Source organism: Microbacterium pullorum (genome assembly GCF_014836535.1).
Lineage (GTDB): Bacteria > Actinomycetota > Actinomycetes > Actinomycetales > Microbacteriaceae > Microbacterium > Microbacterium pullorum.
This window is the reverse complement of sequence record NZ_JACSQP010000006.1, coordinates 83,061-102,194: the sequence shown is the minus strand read 5'-3', so window position 1 is coordinate 102,194 and position 19,134 is coordinate 83,061. Positions and strand designations below refer to the sequence as shown.

Genomic DNA, 19,134 nt, shown 5'->3' with positions numbered 1-19,134 from the left:
CGGGGTCACGGGGTTGACAGCGGGCCGCCGATCAGGGGACGGCCGGGCCGATGATCACCGCGGTGTCGGACGCGACGGCGACGACACCCCCGACGGCGGCGGCGGGAACGCCCCGGTCGGTCGACAGCAGCACCGTGTCGTCGAGGCCGGCGGAGGCGTGCCACGTCTCGGCGGACAGGTTCACCAGCACCGTCAGCGCCCCGCGTCCCAGCCGGAAGCGTCGGCCGCCGGCGGCGTCGACGGCGTCGGCGGACAGTGAGCCGAACGCCGGATCGGTCAGTTCCGGCCGCTCCCGGCGCAGCCGCGCGAGGTCGCGGTACAACTGCAGCAGCAGCCGATGCGGGGCGGCCGCTGCGGCATCCGCGTCGATCTCGGACCAGTCGAGCTTGGATCGCGTGAACGTGGCGGGGTCGTTGGGATGGGGGACGACGGATTCGTCCCACCCCATGCGCGCGAACTCCTCGGTGCGGCCCTTCGCGGTCGCCTCCGCGAGCCACTCCTCGGGGTGCGAGGTGAAGAACTGCCACGGCGTCGTCGCCCCCCATTCCTCGCCCATGAACAGCATGGGGGTGCCGGGAGAAGTGAGGGTGAGCACGGCGGCGATGGCGAGGCGTTCGGGCGACAGGGTCGCCGTGAGCCGGTCGCCGGTGGCGCGGTTGCCGATCTGGTCGTGGTCCTGCGCGAAGGTCACGAGCCGCCAGGCGGGCACCTCGGCGGGGATCGGATGCCCGTGGTCGCGACCCCGGAACGACGAGTGGGTGCCGTCGTGGAAGAACCCGCGCGTCCACACCTTCGGCAGCGCCTCGAGGGCGGCGAAGTCGGCGTAGTAGCCGCTCGTCTCGCCCGTGAGGGCGACGTGCACGGCGTGATGCCAGTCGTCGCTCCACTGCGCGGTGAGGCCGTACCCGGTGGCCTCCCGCGGCAGGATGAGCGTCGGGTCGTTGAGGTCGGACTCGGCGATGAGGCTCAGCGGCCGGCCGACGTGCGCCGAGAGGGCGTCGGCGGCTTCGGCGAGTTCGCGGAGGATGTGCACGGGCCGCTCGTCGTGGAGGGCGTGCACGGCATCCAGGCGCAGCCCGTCGACGTGGTAGTCGCGCAGCCACATCAGGGCGTTCTGCACGATGAATTCCCGCACCTCGGGCTGGTCGAGGTCAACGCTCTGCCCCCACGTGTTGCGGCTCGCATCGCGCAGGTACGGCCCGAACTCGGGCAGGTAGTTGCCACTGGGTCCGAGGTGGTTGTAGACGACGTCCTGGATGACGGCGAGCCCCGCCGCGTGTGCGGCGTCGACGAAGCGCTGGTAGCCGGCCGGTCCCCCGTACGCCTCGTGCACGGTGTACCAGAGCACGCCGTCGTAGCCCCAGTTGTGCACGCCGTTGAAGCCGTTGACCGGCAGCAGCTCGATGTGGGTGACCCCGAGCCGCACGAGGTGGTCGAGCCGCTCGGCCGCGGCGTCGAGGGTGCCCTGCGGGGTGAAGGTGCCCACGTGCAGTTCGTAGATGAGCCCGCCCGCCAGCTGCCGGCCGGTCCACGCGGCATCGGTCCAGACAGCGGGATCGAGCTCGACGTGCGCGGATGCCGCGTGCACCCCGTCGGGCTGGCGTCGCGAGCGCGGGTCGGGGCGCAGCGCTTCGCTGTCGCCCAGCACGAAGCCGTAGCGGTCGCCGTCGGCGAGGTCGATGTCGGCCGTCCACCAGCCGCCGTCGCGCACCGCCAGTTCGACATCGTCGGTGTCGGGGCGGCGCAGCCGCACCCGCTGCGCGCGCGGCGCCCACACTTCCACGCTCATCCCCAGTCCCCTCTCATCGGTCCGGTTGCACGCCGCCTGCCACGCCCATCCGCGCTCACGGCTCGACGGGGGTCAGCACGGCGACGGGGTAGGTCGCCAGCAGCGTCCGCAACGGCACGATTCCCCCCTCGACGCTACGCCCCGTCACCTCATCACGCCATGCACCCTCGGCCACGAGCACGGCGGTGTCGCCCCAGCCGCCGCACCGGGCGAGACCGACCGGCAGCCGGGTGGCCACCGTGATCGCGGCGCCGCGGTCGAACGCCACGACGTGGGCGGCAGCCTCGCCGACCGCCTCGACCGGGCGGTAATGGGTGAACTCGGCGGCGCGGTCGCGGCGCAGCCGCAGCGCACGGGAGACCACCAGCAGCTTCGCGGCGCCGTCGGCGTCGACCGGCGGCAGCCAGCCGTCGTCGAGGCGTCCGAGCAGCTCGCGGCGGGCGGCGAAGTCCACCGCCCGGCGGTTGTCGGGATCGACGAGGGATGTCTCCCACAGCTCCGACCCCTGGTAGACGTCGGGGACGCCGGGGCCCGTCAGCTGCAGCACCTTGGCGGCGAGCGCGTTGGACCAGCCGGGCTGGGCGATCTCGGCGACGAACTGTTCGACGAGCGGGCGAGCGGCGCCGAACGCAGCGTCGACCACGGCGTGCATGCGCGCCTCGAATGCGGCATCCGGGTCCCACCAGCCGGTGCGTTCGGCCGCTTCACGGGCGGCCTTCTCGGCGTACGCGTGCAGGCGCTCGGGCGTCGCCGGCCACGACCCGACGATCGCCTGCCACAGCAGGGCGTCGAAGGGACCGTGACCGGTGGATGCCACCGCGCGCAGGCCCTCGAGCACCTCGGCCCAGCGGTCGGGGATCTCGGCGAGCACCGACAGGCGCGCGCGCACGTCCTCGCCGCGCTTGGTGTCGTGGGTCGACAGTGACGTCATCGCGAGCGGCCACTGGGACTGCCGACGCGAGAAGGCGGTGTGGAGGCCGTCGACGGGCAGCGCGAACACCGACGGGTCGCCGCCGACCTCGGTGAGGGTGCCCAGCCGCGTCGCACGGTAGAAGGCGGTGTCCTCCACCCCCTTGGCCATGACGGGGCCGGTGGTCTGCATGAACCGCCGCGAGAATTCGGTGCCCGCCTCCGCCACGCACCGGGCGACCTCACGGGCGGTGGCGGCCAGGTCGGGGCGACGGCGCTCGGTCTCGGCGAGCGCGTGCGCGAGGTGCTCCGCCCCTGCCGGCAGATACGAGCGGTAGACCGGATAGTTCGCGAGCAGTTCGGCGAGCGTGTCGGTGAGCGTCGCGGGATCGGCGGCGAGGTCGGGGGCCTCGGCGGCGAGCACCCGGACGAGGCGGGCGATCTCGGACTGCTGGATCGTGTCGGCGATCATGCGCTTGGTCTCGTGCACGAGGTCGGCGTACCCGGGGGCGTCGGCGACGCCGGTCTCGCGGCGCAGCGCCGCGTCGAGGCGGTCGAGGCCCGCTTCGCCCGCCGGGTCGATCAGCACGCGGTCGATCTCGGCCATGGCGTCGTAGCCGGTCGTCCCGGCGGTGCGCCACCAGCCGGGCAGGGCCTCGGGGTGCGCTGTGGCGGCGTGCTCGAGGATCTTCTCCACGAGCACGTAGCGACCGTCGGTGGCCTCGGCCAGCCGGTCGAGGTAGGCGCCGGGATCGGCGAGCCCGTCGGGGTGGTCGATGCGCAGCCCATCGACGAGCCCCTCGCGCACCCAGCGCAGCACCTCGCCGTGCGCCGCGTCGAACACGTGCGGCACCTCCACCCGGACACCGGCGAGGGTCGTCACGGCGAAGAAGCGGCGGTAGTTGAGTTCTGCCGCCTCGCGGCGCCAGAACATCACCTCCCAGTGCTGACGCGACAGCACCGCCCGCACGTCGGCGGGGTCGATGCCCGCCAGCGACCCCGGCGCGAGCGGCAGCGCGTGCTCGTGGTAGCGCACCACGTCGGCATCGACGTCGACGACGATCTCACCCGCGGCGATGACCTCGTCGGGTTCGGCGCCCAGGATCGGCACGCGCACCCTGCCGCCGCCGAACTCCCAGTCGATGTCGAACGCGTCGGCGTAGACGCTCGAGCGGCCGTGGCGCAGCACGTCCCACCACCACGGATTCTCGGCCGGGCGGGAGATGCCCATGTGGTTGGGCACGATGTCCACGAGCACACCGAGCCCGGCCGCGCGTGCCGCGGAGCGGAACCGGGCGAGCCCCGCCGCGCCGCCGCGCGCGGGATCGACCTGCGACGGGTCGACGACGTCGTAGCCGTGGTCGGAGCCGGTGGTCGCCTTCAGCAGCGGCGAGAGGTACGCCCAGTCCACCCCGAGGTCACGCAGGTAGCCGGTGACCTCCGCCGCGGCATCCAGGTCGAAGGCCGCCCTGATCTGCAGACGGTAGGTCGAGACCGGATGCCGCGCCATCACCGCCCCGCCTCGCCCCTCGGAGCGGCTGCGGGCAGTTCGTCGATGACGCCGGTGTTGGCCGCGAGCGACGCCGCCACCGAGTGGTCGGTGTCGGTATCGGCGTCGGAATGCTCGCGCAGCACGACCAGCGACTTCGGCTGCACGGTGATCGATCCGCCCGGATCGACCGGCGGGCTGTCGGCGAGTTCGCCGTCGGTGTCGACCATGACATCCCAGCGGGGGGCGAAATCGGCGTCGGGGATGTGGAAGTCCACCGCCTCGTCGCCGGAGTTGAACAGCACGAAGAAGTGCTGGTCGGTGATCTTCTCCCCGCGCCGGTCGCGTTCGCGGATGCCGTTGCCGTTGAGGAACATCCCGATCGCCCGTCCGAAGCCCGAGTCCCAGTCCTCGGGCTGCATGCGGCTGCCGTCGGGGCGCAGCCACACGATGTCGGGGATCGGCTCCCCCTCTTCCTGTCGCACCGGGCGGCCGTTGAAGAAGCGGCTGCGCCGGAACGCGGGGTGTTCGCGGCGGAGGCGCGCGAGGGCCCCGGTGAACTCCACGAGCGGCTGGTCGGCGGCATCCCAGTGCACCCAGGTGATCTCGTTGTCCTGCGCGTAGCCGTTGTTGTTGCCCTGCTGCGTGCGCCCCAGCTCGTCGCCGTGCAGCAGCATCGGCACCCCCTGGCTCAGCAGCAGCGTCGCGATGAAGTTGCGCTGCTGCCGGGCTCGGGCGGTGAGGATCGCAGGGTCGTCGGTGGGCCCTTCGACGCCGAAGTTCGACGAGCGGTTGTGCGATTCGCCGTCGCGACCGTCTTCGCCGTTGGCGTCGTTGTGCTTGTCGTTGTAGGACACGAGATCGCGCAGGGTGAAGCCGTCGTGCGCCGTGACGAAGTTGATGGATGCCACCGGGCGGCGCCCGGAGTGCTCGTACAGGTCGGCGGAGCCGGTGACGCGGGAGGCGAATTCGCCCAGCGCCTGCGGCTCACCGCGCCAGAAGTCGCGCACCGTGTCGCGGTACTTGCCGTTCCACTCCGTCCACTGCGGCGGGAAGTTGCCCACCTGGTAGCCCCCGGGCCCGATGTCCCAGGGCTCGGCGATGAGCTTGACCTGCGAGACCACCGGATCCTGCTGCACGAGTTCGAAGAAGGTCGCCAGCCGGTCGACGTCGTAGAACTCGCGGGCGAGGGTCGCCGCCAGATCGAACCGGAAGCCGTCGACGTGCATCTCCAGCACCCAGTACCGCAGCGAATCCATGATCAGCTGCAGCGTGTGGGGGCTGCCGACGTTGAGGCTGTTGCCGGTGCCGGTGTAGTCGGTGTAGTAGCGCTTGTCGTCGGCTTCGAGCCGGTAGTAGGCCTCGTTGTCGATGCCCCGCATCGACAAGGTGGGGCCCAGGTGGTTGCCCTCGGCGGTGTGGTTGTAGACGACGTCGAGGATGACCTCGATGTCGGCGGCGTGCAGCGCCCGCACCATGCCCTTGAACTCCTGCACCTGCTGGCCGCGGGCGCCCATGGCCGAGTAGGTGTTCTGCGGGGCGAAGAAGGAGATGGTGTTGTAGCCCCAGTAGTTCGACAGTCCCTTGTCCTCGAGCGTGGAGTCGTTGACGAACTGGTGCACCGGCATGAGCTCGATCGCCGTCACGCCGAGCTTCTTGAGGTGCTCGATGATCGCGGGATGGGCGATGGCGCTGTAGGTGCCGCGGATGTCGTCGGGGATGTCGGGGTGCAGCTGCGTGAGGCCCTTCACGTGCGCCTCGTAGATGAAGGACTCGGCGTACGGGGTCTTCGGCTGCCGGTCGCCCGACCAGTCGAAGAACGGGTTGATGACGACGCCCTTCATCATGTGCGCTGCGGAGTCGTCGTCGTTGCGCCCGTCGGGGTCGCCGAACGGGTAGCTGAACACCTCCTGCCCCCACTGCACCTGACCGTCGACGGCCTTGGCGTAGGGGTCGAGCAGCAGCTTGTTCGGGTTGAAGCGCTTGCCCGAGGCCGGGTCGTAGGGTCCGTGCACGCGGTAGCCGTAGCGCTGACCGGGTTGCACGTTGGGGAGGTAGACGTGCCAGACGTACGCGTCGACGTCGACGAGTTCGATGCGCGTCTCCTTGCCGCGGTCGCCGAACAGACACAGCTCGACGCGTTCGGCGCCTTCACTGAAGAGCGCGAAGTTCGTCCCGTTACCGTCGAACGTCGCGCCCAGGGGATACGCGGAACCAGGCCATGAATGCACGGGGCAACCCTAGTCGAGCGGATGTTTCCCACAGGTGACGCTTGACAACCGCCCCCGCGGAGGGCGTTCTGCGCGGGGTCCGCCGTCGCCGGCCGGTCAGGAGGCGCCGCGCGGCGGGTGACCCAGCAGCTCGATGCGCTCGGCGAGGTAACCCTGGAGCGCGCGGTAGCCCCCCGCGGTGCTCCACCGCACACTCGGGACATCGCCGTGCAGCGCGAGCGGGCCCGACGACTCCCCGCGGGCGACGGCCGCCAGATCCAGCGGTCGCCAGCCGACGTGCACGGTCTCGCCCTCGGCGAAGCCGCCCCGGAACGCGGCCGCCTCCCACTCGGCGCGCTCCCGCTGGGACTGCGCGGCGTATCCGCGGCGCACCTCTCGGCGAGCCCGCACGATGTCACCGGTGGCGAGCACGGCGTCATCGGTGACCAGCAGCACCCCCAGATGCCAGGCCTCGCCGACCGGCACGATGCGCGGGGCCCGGGCGATGCCGAGGATGCGGCGGGCCGGCATCGCGCACCCCAGTCGTTCGCGGCCGAGCCCGGCCAGCTGCGCCCGGGCGTCGGCGAACAGGGCGGTGACGGCAACGGTCATGCGTCCCCCTCGACGGCGTCGCGGGCACTGTCGACGCCGCGGCGGGCGCGCTGGGCTGCCGCGAGCGCCTCAGCGCTTTCGCGCTCGGCATCGGACACGGCGGACTCCGCGACCGCGGCATCGGCCTGCACCCGGCCGAGATCCGCCTGCAGTTCGGCGACCCGCTGGGTGAGGTGGTCGGCGCGCTCGCGGGCCTTGGCGAGGCTCGCCTCGGTGCGGGCGAGGCGCCGCTCCGCTTCGGAGGCGAGGTGCTCGGCCTCGCGCAGCGCCTTCTCGGCCTCCCGGCGGGCGCGGCGTCGGGCGAGGTCGTCCCGCGGCGGCGGCGGGGCGGCGGTGGCGGCGGTGACGCCGGGGAGGGTGCCGCCGACGGCGTCGTCGAGGTCGACCGGGTCGATGCCGGTGGCCGCGAGCGGCCGCACGAGCCGGCCGGTGAGCACGGCGGCCGCCGCCCGAGGGTCGCGCACGGCGGCGTCGATCGTGGCTTCGATCTCGATGGCCGCTGCCGCGCTCACCGCGACGCCGCGGTCGCGCGCCAGATCGGCGGCGCTGCGGGCGAGGGCTGCGACGAGGGCCCGGCGCTGCTTGCCGAGCCGGGTCAGCTCGGCGGCATCCAGATCGTCCTGCGCCTCGCGCAGCGCCGCGGCGAGTTCGAGCGCCTCGCCGAGCTGACCCGCCTGCACGAGCAGATCGACGGCGTAGGCGGCGACGACGGGTTTGCGCAGCGCCTTGATGCCGCGGGCGAGGTCGCCGGTCGCCGCGGCCGCCCGGGCGTTCCGGGCCGCCGTGAACTCCGCCGGCGTCAGCGCGTAGAGCTGCGCCGCCACGGAGTCGAGGTCATCGTGCGCCACGCGCCCATTCTGCCCGGGCGCGGCGACGCGGTCACACTGCGCGGGGGGCGGGGCGATGTGGGGCGGTCTGGGCGCCGTGGAGTTCGAGGTGCAGCCGCTGCATGCGCTCGTCCAGCGCCGCGGCGGAGTCGGCGGCATCCTTCAGCTCCGCCACGAGACCGTCGGGAACCTGCCGGTCGTACTTGTAGTAGATCTTGTGCTCCAGGCTCGCCCAGAAGTCCATCGCGATGGTGCGGAACTGGATCTCGACCGGCACCTGCACCGGTCCCGTGGAGAGGTAGACGGGCACCTGCACGATGGCGTGCAGGCTCTGGTAGCCGTTGGGCTTGGGCTCGGCTATGTAGTCCTTCACGGCCATCACGGTGATGTCGGACTGGGCCGTCAGCAGATCGAAGAGGCGATACGCGTCGGCGCGGAAGCTGCACGTGATGCGCACGCCCGCGATGTCGGTGATCTGGGCGCGGAGGGTGTCGAAGTCGGCGGCGATGCCCTTGCGCATGACCTTCTCGACGAGGCTGTCGGGCGACTTGACACGGCTGGTGAAGTGCTCGATCGGGTTGTAGTCGTGCATCGTGGCGAACTCGTCGCGCAGGATCGAGATCTTGGTCTCGATCTCCTGCAGTCCGAACCGGTACTCCAGCAGGAACCGCTGCAGGTCGTCTCGCAGCTCTCGCAGTTCACGAGCGGACACGGAGAGGGATTCCTCGCCCACGGGGGTCGCCATGCCTCGACCCTACGGCGCGTGTGTACGCGCCCGCTGTGAGTCCGCTCCGCCGCTCACGGTTGCACGAGGGCGGCGGCCTGGCGCGCGGCGCCGAGCGCGACGTACTCGCCGGGCTCGGGGACCGCCACCGGCATCGCGAACACCTGCGGTGCGATCGCGCGCACCGCGTCCGAGCGGGCGCCGCCGCCGATGAGCAGGGCACGCTCCAGCGGAACGCCGAGGCCCCGGAGCGCCTCGATCCCGGCCGCGAGCCCCGACAGCATCCCCGCCACGGCCGCCCGGGCGAGGTTCTCCCGCGTCGTGGATGCCAGTGTCATGCCCGTGAGCGACGCGGTGGCGTCGGGGAGGTTCGGCGTGCGCTCCCCCTCGAAGTACGGCACGAGCGTGAGTCCCCCGGCACCGGGCGCGGCGGCCAGCGCCAGGCGCGACAGCTCGGCGTGGTCCACGCCCAGCAGCCGTGCGACGGCGTCGAGCACCCGCGCGGCGTTGAGGGTCGCCACCAGCGGCAGGAACCCGCCGTCGGCGCTCGCGAAGCCCGCCACAGTGCCGGTGGCATCCACGGTGCGCTCGGCACTGACGGCGAACACGGTGCCGCTCGTGCCGATCGACACGACGACGTCGCCGGTGCGCGCCCCGGCCCCGAGCGCCGCGGCGGCGTTGTCACCTGCCCCCGGGCCGACGATGCGGCCGTCGGCGTCGCGCACGCTCTCGCGCGGCCCCAGCACCCGCGGCAGCACCGCGTCGTGGCCGAGCGCGGCGACGAGCAGCTCGCGGTCGTAACCGTCGGTCTCGGGGTTCCAGTACCCGGTGCCCGACGCGTCGGAGCGGTCGGTCACGAGCTCCTCGAGCACGGGACCGCGCGCCGCCTCGCCCGCGGGGCCGTAGCCGCGCAGCCGCCAGGTGAGCCAGTCGTGGGGCAGCGCCACGGCCGCCACCCGGGCGGCGTTGTCGGGCTCGTGGTCCCGCAGCCAGCGCAGCTTGGTGATGGTGAACGATGCCACCGGCACGAGTCCGGTGCGACGGGCCAGCTCGTCGGCACCGAACTCGGCGACGAGGTCGGCCGCGGCCCGTGCCGAGCGGGTGTCGTTCCACAGCAGCGCGTCGCGCACCACCCGGCCGTCGGCGTCGAGGGCCACCATGCCGTGCTGCTGGCCGCCGATCGCCCACGCCGCGACCGCATCGGGGTCGCCCACCGTCCCGAGGCCGCCGGCGGCGGCGATCGCCGCCTGCAGCGCCTGCCACCACGCCTCGGGGTCGACGCTCGTGCCCTCGGGGTGCGCGGCGCGCCCTTCGCGCACGACCCGGCCGGTGGCGGCATCCATCACCACGACCTTGCACGACTGCGTCGACGAATCGACGCCCATCACCAGGCTCATGTCGCCGCGACGCGTCAGCGGGCGCCGAGCAGGTGCTCGGTGGCCAGCTGCTGCAGGCGGACGAAGCCGAAGCCCTTGCCGCCGAAGTACACCTCGGGGTCGAAGTCCTCGTAGGTCGACCGGTCGGCGAGCAGGTCGTCGTACGACTCGCCCTCACCGAGAGTGGGCACCGACAGCTCGTCGACGCGGGAGGCGGCGAGCGCCTCCTGCACCTCGGGGTCGGCGCGGAAGGCCGCGGCGCGCTCCTTGAGCAGCAGGTAGGTGCGCATGTTGGCGGCGGCGGAGTCCCACACGCCCGTCTCGTCTTCGGTGCGCGAGGGCTTGTAGTCGAAGTGGCGGGGTCCTTCGTAGGCGGGGACGCCGCCGGGGCCGCCGTTCTCCAGCAGATCCACGAGCGCGAAGGCGTTGTGCAGGTCCCCGTGGCCGAACACGAGGTCCTGGTCGTACTTGATGCCCCGCTGCCCGTTGAGGTCGATGTGGAAGAGCTTGCCGTGGTACAGCGCCTGGGCGATGCCGGCGGCGAAGTTCAGCCCCGCCATCTGCTCGTGGCCGACCTCGGGGTTCAGGCCCACGAGCTCCGGCCGCTCCAGGGACTCGATGAAGGCGAGGGCGTGTCCGAGGGTCGGCAGCAGGATGTCGCCGCGGGGCTCATTGGGCTTCGGCTCGATGGCGAAGCGGATGTCGTAGCCCTTGTCGGTGACGTACTGGCCGAGCAGGTCGACGGCCTCGCGGTAGCGCTCCAGCGCCGCGCGGATGTCCTTGGCGGAGTCGTACTCGGCGCCCTCGCGGCCGCCCCACATGACGAACGTCTTCGCGCCGAGTTCGGCGCCGAGGTCGAGCTGGCGGAAGACCTTGCGGAGAGCGAAGCGGCGCACGTCACGGTCGTTCGACGTGAAGCCGCCGTCCTTGAACACCGGCGCGGAGAAGAGGTTGGTGGTGACCATCGGCACGATGAGGCCGGTGTCGGCCAGCGCGCCCTTGAGGCGGTCGATCTGCGTCTGACGCTCGGCCTCGGTCGAGCCGAAGGCGAACAGGTCGTCGTCGTGGAACGTCAGGCCGTAGGCGCCGAGCTCGGCGAGCTTCTCGACGGCGTGCACCACGTCCAGCGCCGGCCGGGTGGGTCCGCCGAACGGGTCGGCGCCGTTGTAGCCGATCGTCCAGAGACCGAACGAGAACTTGTCGTCGCGGGTGGGGGTGGGCATGACACTCCTTTGTGGTGCGCTAATTGTTGCTGACGACAACCTATAGCAGAACGGTCGCCGCGTCCACCCTGGTTCCCTCCCGCGCGTCGATACTTTCGGAGCCTAGGATCGAAACATGACCACACCGGGGCGCACGACTCTGGCGCAGATCGCCGCCGAGGCGGGCGTGTCGCTGGCGACCATCTCGAAGGTGCTCAACGGCCGCCCCGACGTCGCCCCCGCCACGCGGCAGCGGGTCGAGCGGCAGCTGTCACTGCACGCCTACACCCGCCGTACCGGCACGCAGCGCGGCGAGCTGATGGAACTGGTCTTCCACGAGCTCGAGAGCAGCTGGTCGATGGAGGTCGTCTCGGGCGTCGAGGAGGTCGCCCAGGCCGCCGGCCTCTCGCTCGTGCTCACCGTCAGCGGCAGCCGTCACGCGCCCGGCGACGACTGGATCGAGGGGGTGCTGCGCCGCAAGCCCGTCGGGGTGGTGCTGGTGTTCAGCGACATCACCGAGCCGTTGCGCGAGAAGCTGCGCTCACGCGGCATCCCCTTCGTGATCGTCGATCCCGCCGGCGACCCGTCGCCGGAGGTGCCGTCGGTCGGGTCCGCCAACTGGGCGGGCGGCGTCATGGCGACCCGTCACCTGATCGACCTCGGGCACCGCCGCATCGCCGCCATCACCGGCCCCGACGACATGATGTGCTCGCTCGCCCGGGTCGACGGCTACCGTTCGGCCATGAACGCCGCGGGACTGCCGATCGATCCGGCGTGGATCCGCTTCGGCGACTTCCACACCGGCGGCGGCGAGACGCACGCCCGCGCGCTGCTGGCCGGCCCCACCCCGCCCACCGCGATCTTCGCCGGCAGTGACCTGCAGGCCCTCGGCGCCATCGCCGCAGCGCGCGAGCGCGGGCTGTCGGTGCCGGGCGACGTGTCGATCGTCGGCTACGACGACATCCCGCTGGCGGGGTGGATGAGCCCGCAGCTGACCACGGTGCACCAGCCGCTGCGCCGCATGGGCGAGGAGGCGACACGCCTCGTGCTGCGCATGGCCGAGGGGCGCACGCCCGAGACGCTGCGGATGGATCTGGCGACCCACCTCGTCGTGCGCGACAGCACGGCCCCGCCCCCCGCCTGAGGGCCTCACCCCGCGACCGGCACCGCCGCGCTCACCGCGACCTCGGGTGCGAGCCGGCGGCCCGGGCCCACGACGCGCGTGGGGCCGGTCACCTGCACACCCCACGCCGAGGCGAGGTCGCCGCTGGAGCGCCCCGCGCTGAGCACGAGCTCGCCGGCGTCGACGATGCGCCGCCCGTCGCGGCCGGTGTACGAGGCGAGGTCGCTGTGCACGCGCAGCCGCACGACGGCGCTCTCCCCCGGCTGCAGGTCGACGCGCGCGTAGCCGATGAGCCGCTGCACGGGCCGCGCGACCGTCGCGACGGGATCGTGCAGATAGACCTGCACGACGTCGGTGCCCGCCCGGTCTCCGGTGTTGGCGACCCGCAGCGACACCTCCAGCTCGCCGTCCGTGCCGATCCGCGTGGCCGTGCCCTCGATCGCCGACCAGTCGAACGACGTGTACGACAGACCGTGGCCGAACGGGAACGCCGGGGTGGGGTCGATGTCGGACACTGCGCTGCGCCGCGCGAGCGGCGGGGCGAGATAGGTCGCCGGCTGCGTCCCGGCACCGGCGGGAATGCTCACCGGCAGCCGCCCGCTGGGGTTGACGCGACCGCTGAGCACCCCCGCGATGGCCTGCGCGCCCTCCTCGCCGGTGAAGAAGGCCTCGACGATCCCGGCGGCCTCGGTGGCGGCGCGACCGAGGGTGTAGGGGCGACCGGCCAGCAGCACTGCGACGGCGGGCGTGCCGGCGTCGAGCACGGCGTCGACGAGCTGCTGCTGCGCTCCGGGGAGGGCGAGCGATTCCGCGTCGCACCCTTCGCCGCTGGTGCCGCGGCCGAAGAGGCCCGCGCGGTCGCCGAGGGCGAGCACGACGACGTCGGATGCCGCCGCGAGAGCCACCGCCTCGGCGATGCCGTCGCGGTCGCCGCCGTCGACGCTCGTGCCGCGGGCGTGGGCGATGCGGGCGTGCGGGAACTCCGCCTCGAGCGCCTCGAGCAGCGTCGGGATGCGGATGCCGATCGCAACCCCCGGGTGCTGCGAGACCACATGGGTGGGGAACGAATAGCAGCCGAGCATGGCGTGGGGGTCATCGGCGTTGGGGCCGATGACGGCGATGGAGCCGGGCGCACCGAGCGGCAGCGTGCCGTCGTTGCGCACCAGCACGACGGCCTCCTCGGCCAGTCGCGCGGCGATCGCCCGGTTGCCCGGCGGGTCGAGGTCGACCGTGCCACGCAGCGCCTCGGGGTCGATGAGGTCGGCTCCCGCGAGCGCCGGCGGGACGGGCGACCACTCGGCATCGAGCAGACCCAGCTGCTCCTTCTGGCGCAGCACCCGCTCCAGCGCCGTGTCGATGAGGGCGACATCGACCGCCCCCTCCGCCACGGCGCGCCGCAGCGGCTCGCCGAAGGTCTTCACGGTGGGCAGTTCGACGTCGATGCCGGCGTACAGCGCCTGCGCCGCGGCATCCGCCCACGTCTCGGCGACGCCGTGCAGGAGCTTGAGGAACGCGATCGCGAAGTAGTCGGCCACGACGGTGCCGGTGAAGCCCCACTCCTCGCGCAGGATGCCGGTGAGCAGACTCCGGTCGGCCGCAGCGGGCACGCCGTCGATGTCGGCGTAGGAGTTCATGACGCTGCGCACCCCGCCCTCGCGCACCGCCATCTCGAACGGCGGCAGCAGCACGTCGGCCAGCTCCCGCGGGCCGATCGACACCGGCGCGAGGTTGCGGCCCGCCTTCGAGGCGGAGTAGCCGACGAAGTGCTTGAGGGTCGCCACGACCCCCGCCGACTCGATCCCGCGCACGTAGGCGGTGCCGACGGTGGCGACCAGGTGCGGGTCTTCGCCGATGGTCTCCTCCACGCGACCCCAGCGCGCGTCACGCACGACGTCGAGGACGGGGGCGAGCCCCTGGTGGATGCCGACCGAGCGCAGGTCCGCGCCGATGCGGGCGGCCATCTGCTCGACGAGATCGGGGTCGAAGCTCGCGCCCCACGACAGCGGCACGGGGTAGGCGGTGGCCCCCCACGCGGCGAAGCCCGCCAGGCACTCCTCGTGGGCGAGGGCGGGGATGCCGAAACGGGAGGCCGCGCGGATGCGCTGCTGCGACCGGGCGAGCGAGACCGCACCCACGGCGGCGTCGACGGGGACGCTGCCGAACGGGCGGGTCAGCTGGCCGAGTCCGTGCGGCAGCAGCTCGTCGAGGTCGATGGCGTCCTCGAGGTCGTGCTGGTGCGGGGCGACGTCGCCACCCGAGTCGGACGCGCCGACCCACACGCCGTACAGCTGGGCGATCTTCTCCTGCAGCGTCATCTCGGCGATGAGCTCGGCGACGCGGGTCATCCCTTCACCGCCCCGGTGAGGCCGCCGACGATGCGTTTCTCGGCGAGCAGGAAGAAGACGAGGGCGGGGATCATGGCGAGTGAGGTGTAGGCCAAGACGGCTCCGGTGTTCTGTGAGTACTGGGAGGAGAACTGGGTGACCCCGAGCGGCAGCGGCCACCATTCCTGCGGCAGCGAGCCCGTGCTGATCACGAGAAGCGGCAGCAGGTAGCCGTTCCAGCTGGCGACGAAGGCGAGGATGCCCACGGTCACGAGCCCGGGTTTGGACAGCGGCAGCAGGATGCGCCAGAAGAACCCGATGCGGGTGGCGCCGTCGATGCGCGCGGCTTCCTCGAGCTCGTCGGGGATCGCGCGCAGGAACGGCACCAGGATGATGATCGTCGTCGGCAGGGCGAAGGCGATGCCGGGGATGATGACGCCGAGGTAGGTGCCGTGCAGGCCGAGCGTGCGCAGCAGCAGCGTGAGCGGGAGGGCCGCGACCGTGAGGGGGAACATGAGGCCCGCGGCGAAGAGCGTGTACAGCCCCCGGCGGCCGCGGAAGTCGTAGCGGGCGATGACGAACGCGGCCATGAGACCCGCGACGACGACGCCGGCGGTGGTGGCTGCGGCGAGGATGATGCTCGCGGCGACGTTCCCCCAGAACCGCGGCGCGGTGAGCACGGCCGCCCAGTTGTCGAACACCCAGGGGTCGGGCAGCCCTGCCGGGTTGGCGTTGAGGTCGATCGTCGTGCGGAACCCGCCGACGAACACGTACAGCACGGGGCCGACGGCGATCGCGGCGACGACGAGGGCGACGAGGTAGACGAACGGCTGGCCCCAGTCGAACACGCGCGCCGGACGCGCCGGCTGCGGCTCGGGCGGGCGGGGCTCGACGGCGACGGCGGTGGTGGCGGACATCTACTGCACCCCTCGGGTGATGGCTCCGGCGAGGTCCCGGCGCAGCGCGATGCGCTGATAGACCAGGGCGACGACGAGTGAGATGACGAAGAGGATGACGGCGATGGCGCTGCCGTAGCCGGGCTGCCCGGCGAACTGGCCCTGCTGCACCATGTAGGTCGCCATGCTCTCGGTGGAGATGCGGCGGATCGCCGGGGCGACGGTGACCCAGATCATGTCGAACACCTGCAGCGACCCGATGATCGACAGGAACGCCCAGATGCGGATCGTGGGGGCCAGGAGCGGCAGCGTGATGTAGCGCTGGGTCTGCCACCACGAGGCCCCGTCGATCTGCGCGGCCTCGGCGAGCTCCTCCGGAACGCCCTGCAGCCCGGCGAGCATGAGCAGGATGGCGAAGCCGATGTACTTCCACGTGAGGATGAAGAAGATGGTCCACAGCGCGATGTCGGGGTCGGCCAGCCAGTTCTGACGGAGGAACCCCAGCCCGAATCCTTCGAGCAGCGCGTTGACGCCGCCGCCCGGCTGCAGCAGCAGCTTCCAGGCGAGACCGGCGATGACCTCCGCCAGCACGTAGGGGACGAAGATGAGCAGGCGGAAGACGCCGCGACCCTTCATGCGGCGGTTCAGCAGCAGGGCGATCGCGATGGCCAGCGGTCCCTGCACGACGAGCGACATCGCGGCGATGAAGAACGTGTTGGCGATGGAGCGCTGGAACTCGGGGGTGCCGAGGGCGCGCGTGTAGTTGTCGAGCCCGATGAAGCGGTCGGGGTCGGCGAGGTGCTCCCAGCGGAAGGCGGCGGGCAGGTTGTAGAGGCTGTACACGGCGGCGAGCACGACGGGCAGGATCACGAACCCGATGAACAGCACGAGCGCCGGGGTCATGAACAGCACGATCTCGAGCCGTTTGCGGCCCTGGCCCGATCGTGCGCGCGTGCGCTGGATGGGCCCCGGGCCCGCGGAGACCGCGGGCCCGGGCGTGGTGACGGCGGTCATTACAGGGTTGCCGCCGCGTCCTGCATGCGGGTGACGATGTCCTCGGGCGTGCCGTTGCCGGCGAAGAGGTTGACGATGCCCTCGTTCATCGCGTTGCCGACGGTGGTGCCGAACGCCGTGTCGAACCAGATCTGCACGAACGAGGAGTCCGCGAGCCCCTGTGCGACCTGGGTGAGGTTCTCGTCCTCGATGGCCGATGCCGCGGCGGGGACGGTCGGGATTCCCGAGCCGCTCTCGGCGAAGCGCTTCTGCACGTCCTCGCTCATGATGTAGGCCAGCAGATCTGCGCACTCCGGCGGGGCGGATGCCGAGCAGCCGAAGCCGTCGCCGCCGCCGAGCGTCGCCGACGGGTCGCCCGCCGCGCCCTCGATGCCCGGGAACGGGAACCAGCCGAGGAACTCGGGGACCTCCTCGTCGGGCGCGAGGCTGCCGATGGTGCCCACGTTCCAGTGGCCCATCAGCTCCATGGCCGCCTGACCGTTGGCGATCATGCCCGCCGAGCTGCCGGCACCCTCCTGCGGCACGGTGCCGAGGAAGCCGTCCTGGAACGGCTCCATCCCGATGAACTCCTGCAGCTGTTCGCCGGCTTCGACCCAGCACGGGTCCGTGAAGTCGAACTCGGCCGCGGCCGCTTCGAGGGTCTCGGGCGAGCAGGACTTCAGCGCGAACTGGTACCACCAGTGCGCGGCGGGCCAGCCGGCGCCGGCGCCGACCGCGATCGGGGTGAACCCGGCATCGCGGAGCGTGCCGACCGCGGTGACGAGCTCGTCGAAGGTCTGCGGGATCTCCACTCCCGCCTCTTCGAACTGGTCGGCGTTGTACCAGAAGCCCTCGATGCCGAAGGTGAAGGGGACGCCGTAGGTGGCGCCGTCGACCGTCCAGCCGTTGACGGTCGTGCCGACGGACTCGATCGTCTCGGGGATGAGGTCGTCCAGCGGCATGAGGTACTCGTTGGCGACCTGGTCGCGCAGTTCGCCGCCGGGCCACACCTGGAAGAGGTCGGGCGGGTCTCCGGCCGCCAGCGCGTTCGGGATGAGCGTGCGCTGCAGCTCTTCGTTCTGGTACCCGGTCTGCTCGACGGTGACGCCCGGGTTGGCATCTTCGAATTCGGTGGCCACGGCTGCCCAGACGTCGGGGAGCGGACCGTTCGTGGCGTTGTGCCACCACGTGAGGGTGACGCCGTCGCCGGAGTCGCCGGAATCGTCGCCTCCCCCGGTACACCCTGCCAGTGCGCCGACGGCGAGCCCCGCCGCGGCGACGGACGCGACGAGGCGCGCCATGCTGCGTGTGTTCATCATTGAACCTCTCGAAAGTTTCGACCCGTGCGCCGAAAGTGAACTGATCATGCTCAGACTAGGGCGCGCTCCATTTGAGGTCAAGGGCAACAAATCGAGTGGGGGAGGGGTGCCGTCACCTACAGTTGTGCCGTGACCGACACCCATGCGCCGGCCGACGGCGTGCGCCAGCGCAACCTCTCGCGGCTCCTGCGGCTCGTCCATCGCGAGGGGCCGCTCTCGCGTGCCGCCTTGACCGAGATGACCGGGCTCAACCGCTCCACCATCGCCGACCTCGTCGTCGAGCTCGTCCGCCTCGAGCTGGTCGCGGAGCAGGCGCCCGCCACGGGCGGCAGGGTCGGTCGCCCCTCCCCTGTGGTGGCCGCGTCGCCCGACGTCGTCGCGATCGCCGCCAACCCCGAGGTCGATGCGCTCGAGATCGCGGCGGTGTGCCTGCGCGGCACCGTCCGCACGCGCGTGCGGATCGAACTCGACCACCTCGCCACCCCCGAGGAGATCGCGCTGCTGCTGGCCGATCAGGTCGCGGCGTGGCGGTCCGACGCGCTCGCCGGCGCGCGGATCGTGGGCGTGGGCCTCGCGGTGCCGGGACTCGTGCGCACCGGGGACGGCCTCGTGCGCACCGCGCCCCACCTGAAGTGGACCGACGCCCCGGTGCGCGACCTGGTGGCCGAGGCCACGGGGCTGGCCACCACCGTCGGCAACGACGCGAGCCTCGGCGTCATCGCCGAGCACCTGTTCGGCGCCGCGCGCGGCATCGACGACGTCGTCTACCTCAACGGCGGCGCGAGCGGCATCGGCGGCGGCCTCATCGTGCAGGGCATCCCCGTCGGCGGCGCCGGAGGCTATGCGGGCGAGTTCGGACAGAACCGGCCCGGCATCGCCACCGTCACCGACCGCCGCGCCGGCGAGGGCGTGCTCGAAGACGAGGTCAGCCGGGCGCGGCTGCTGTCGGTCGCCGGTCTCGCGTCGGCCGACGAGCCGACGCTCGCCGCCGTGCTCGGCGCGAGCACCGCGCCGAGCGTGACCGAAGAGGTCGCCCGCCAGCGCCGCATCCTCGCCACGGCGCTGGCCAATGCCGTGAACGTGCTCAACCCCGCCGTCGTCGTGCTCGGCGGGTTCTTGGCCACCCTCGCCGCGCAGGACATCGACGGACTGCTGCAACTCGTGCGCGCGCAGGCCATGCCCGCGTGCGCCGAGGATGTCGAGATCCGTCCCGCCCTGCTGGCGGAGGACCGTCTGCTGGTCGGGGCCGCCGAGGCCGCCTTCGAGCCACTGCTGCGCGACCCCTCACCGACGACGGCAGGCGGCGAACCCGTACGGGTGGCGGCGCAGGCGGAGTAGGGT

Annotated in this window: 14 protein-coding genes; 2 read left to right on the top strand and 12 right to left on the bottom strand. The window is 72.2% G+C overall.

Going from position 1 to position 19,134, the window contains the following annotated elements:
• Positions 1–31: 31 nt before the first annotated feature.
• The 8 genes from treZ to xylA form a co-directional block, all read right to left on the bottom strand.
• Positions 32–1,789, bottom strand: a complete 1,758-nt coding sequence (treZ, locus tag H9651_RS11175; RefSeq protein ID WP_191719403.1) for a malto-oligosyltrehalose trehalohydrolase — start codon at positions 1,787–1,789, stop codon at positions 32–34.
• 55 nt (positions 1,790–1,844) lie between these two features.
• Positions 1,845–4,208, bottom strand: coding sequence for a malto-oligosyltrehalose synthase (gene treY / locus H9651_RS11170; RefSeq protein WP_191719402.1), 2,364 nt, complete (start codon positions 4,206–4,208; stop codon positions 1,845–1,847).
• The gene (glgX, locus tag H9651_RS11165; protein ID WP_191719401.1) at positions 4,208–6,418 is read right to left on the bottom strand and encodes a glycogen debranching protein GlgX; all 2,211 of its coding nucleotides are present in this window, start codon (positions 6,416–6,418) and stop codon (positions 4,208–4,210) included. Before glgX ends, treY begins: the two co-directional genes overlap by 1 nt.
• A gap of 96 nt (positions 6,419–6,514) precedes the next feature.
• Positions 6,515–7,009 carry a glutaminase gene (locus H9651_RS11160; protein WP_191719400.1) on the bottom strand — a complete coding sequence of 165 codons (495 nt, stop codon included), beginning with the start codon at positions 7,007–7,009 and terminating at the stop codon, positions 6,515–6,517.
• A complete protein-coding gene (locus H9651_RS11155; RefSeq protein WP_191719399.1) occupies positions 7,006–7,857 on the bottom strand; it encodes a transposase in 852 nt (283 codons plus the stop codon). The genes H9651_RS11160 and H9651_RS11155 overlap by 4 nt, the downstream gene beginning before the upstream one ends.
• A gap of 31 nt (positions 7,858–7,888) precedes the next feature.
• Positions 7,889–8,581 (bottom strand): GTP pyrophosphokinase, encoded by a 693-nt coding sequence (locus tag H9651_RS11150; protein ID WP_191719398.1) that lies wholly within the window; start codon positions 8,579–8,581, stop codon positions 7,889–7,891.
• A 53-nt stretch (positions 8,582–8,634) separates the two neighbouring features.
• Positions 8,635–9,957, bottom strand: a complete 1,323-nt coding sequence (gene xylB, locus H9651_RS11145; protein WP_191719397.1) for a xylulokinase — start codon at positions 9,955–9,957, stop codon at positions 8,635–8,637.
• Between the two features lie 14 nt (positions 9,958–9,971).
• The gene (gene xylA / locus H9651_RS11140) at positions 9,972–11,159 is read right to left on the bottom strand and encodes a xylose isomerase (protein WP_191719396.1); all 1,188 of its coding nucleotides are present in this window, start codon (positions 11,157–11,159) and stop codon (positions 9,972–9,974) included.
• A gap of 115 nt (positions 11,160–11,274) precedes the next feature.
• On the opposite strand from xylA, the gene H9651_RS11135 reads away from it, so the two are divergent.
• Positions 11,275–12,282 carry a LacI family DNA-binding transcriptional regulator gene (locus H9651_RS11135; protein WP_191719395.1) on the top strand — a complete coding sequence of 336 codons (1,008 nt, stop codon included), beginning with the start codon at positions 11,275–11,277 and terminating at the stop codon, positions 12,280–12,282.
• A gap of 5 nt (positions 12,283–12,287) precedes the next feature.
• Here H9651_RS11135 and H9651_RS11130 read toward each other — a convergent pair whose 3' ends face one another.
• The 4 genes from H9651_RS11130 to H9651_RS11115 are packed head-to-tail and all read right to left on the bottom strand — an operon-like array spanning position 12,288 to position 17,790.
• Positions 12,288–14,606, bottom strand: a complete 2,319-nt coding sequence (locus tag H9651_RS11130) for a beta-xylosidase/alpha-l-arabinosidase (RefSeq protein WP_191719394.1) — start codon at positions 14,604–14,606, stop codon at positions 12,288–12,290.
• On the bottom strand, positions 14,603–15,502 hold the full coding sequence (locus tag H9651_RS11125; RefSeq protein WP_191719393.1) for a carbohydrate ABC transporter permease: 900 nt from the start codon (positions 15,500–15,502) through the stop codon (positions 14,603–14,605). Before H9651_RS11125 ends, H9651_RS11130 begins: the two co-directional genes overlap by 4 nt.
• Positions 15,503–16,495 carry a carbohydrate ABC transporter permease gene (locus H9651_RS11120; RefSeq protein WP_191719392.1) on the bottom strand — a complete coding sequence of 331 codons (993 nt, stop codon included), beginning with the start codon at positions 16,493–16,495 and terminating at the stop codon, positions 15,503–15,505.
• Positions 16,495–17,790, bottom strand: a complete 1,296-nt coding sequence (locus H9651_RS11115) for an ABC transporter substrate-binding protein (protein WP_225216672.1) — start codon at positions 17,788–17,790, stop codon at positions 16,495–16,497. Before H9651_RS11115 ends, H9651_RS11120 begins: the two co-directional genes overlap by 1 nt.
• Positions 17,791–17,922: 132 nt before the next feature.
• Between H9651_RS11115 and H9651_RS11110 the strand changes: the two genes are divergently transcribed.
• Complete coding sequence (locus H9651_RS11110; protein ID WP_318244851.1) at positions 17,923–19,131, top strand: ROK family protein; 1,209 nt, start codon at positions 17,923–17,925, stop codon at positions 19,129–19,131.
• Positions 19,132–19,134 lie beyond the last annotated feature (3 nt).

Coding starts and splice junctions, on each gene's coding strand:
- H9651_RS11135 (WP_191719395.1), top strand. CDS start 11,275: ATGACCACACCGGGGCGCACGACTCTGGCGCAGATCGCCGCCGAGGCG.
- treZ (WP_191719403.1), bottom strand. CDS start 1,789: ATGAGCGTGGAAGTGTGGGCGCCGCGCGCGCAGCGGGTGCGGCTGCGC.
- H9651_RS11125 (WP_191719393.1), bottom strand. CDS start 15,502: ATGTCCGCCACCACCGCCGTCGCCGTCGAGCCCCGCCCGCCCGAGCCG.
- H9651_RS11115 (WP_225216672.1), bottom strand. CDS start 17,790: ATGAACACACGCAGCATGGCGCGCCTCGTCGCGTCCGTCGCCGCGGCG.
- H9651_RS11130 (WP_191719394.1), bottom strand. CDS start 14,606: ATGACCCGCGTCGCCGAGCTCATCGCCGAGATGACGCTGCAGGAGAAG.
- H9651_RS11150 (WP_191719398.1), bottom strand. CDS start 8,581: ATGGCGACCCCCGTGGGCGAGGAATCCCTCTCCGTGTCCGCTCGTGAA.
- H9651_RS11120 (WP_191719392.1), bottom strand. CDS start 16,495: ATGACCGCCGTCACCACGCCCGGGCCCGCGGTCTCCGCGGGCCCGGGG.
- xylB (WP_191719397.1), bottom strand. CDS start 9,957: ATGAGCCTGGTGATGGGCGTCGATTCGTCGACGCAGTCGTGCAAGGTC.
- xylA (WP_191719396.1), bottom strand. CDS start 11,159: ATGCCCACCCCCACCCGCGACGACAAGTTCTCGTTCGGTCTCTGGACG.
- treY (WP_191719402.1), bottom strand. CDS start 4,208: ATGGCGCGGCATCCGGTCTCGACCTACCGTCTGCAGATCAGGGCGGCC.
- H9651_RS11160 (WP_191719400.1), bottom strand. CDS start 7,009: ATGACCGTTGCCGTCACCGCCCTGTTCGCCGACGCCCGGGCGCAGCTG.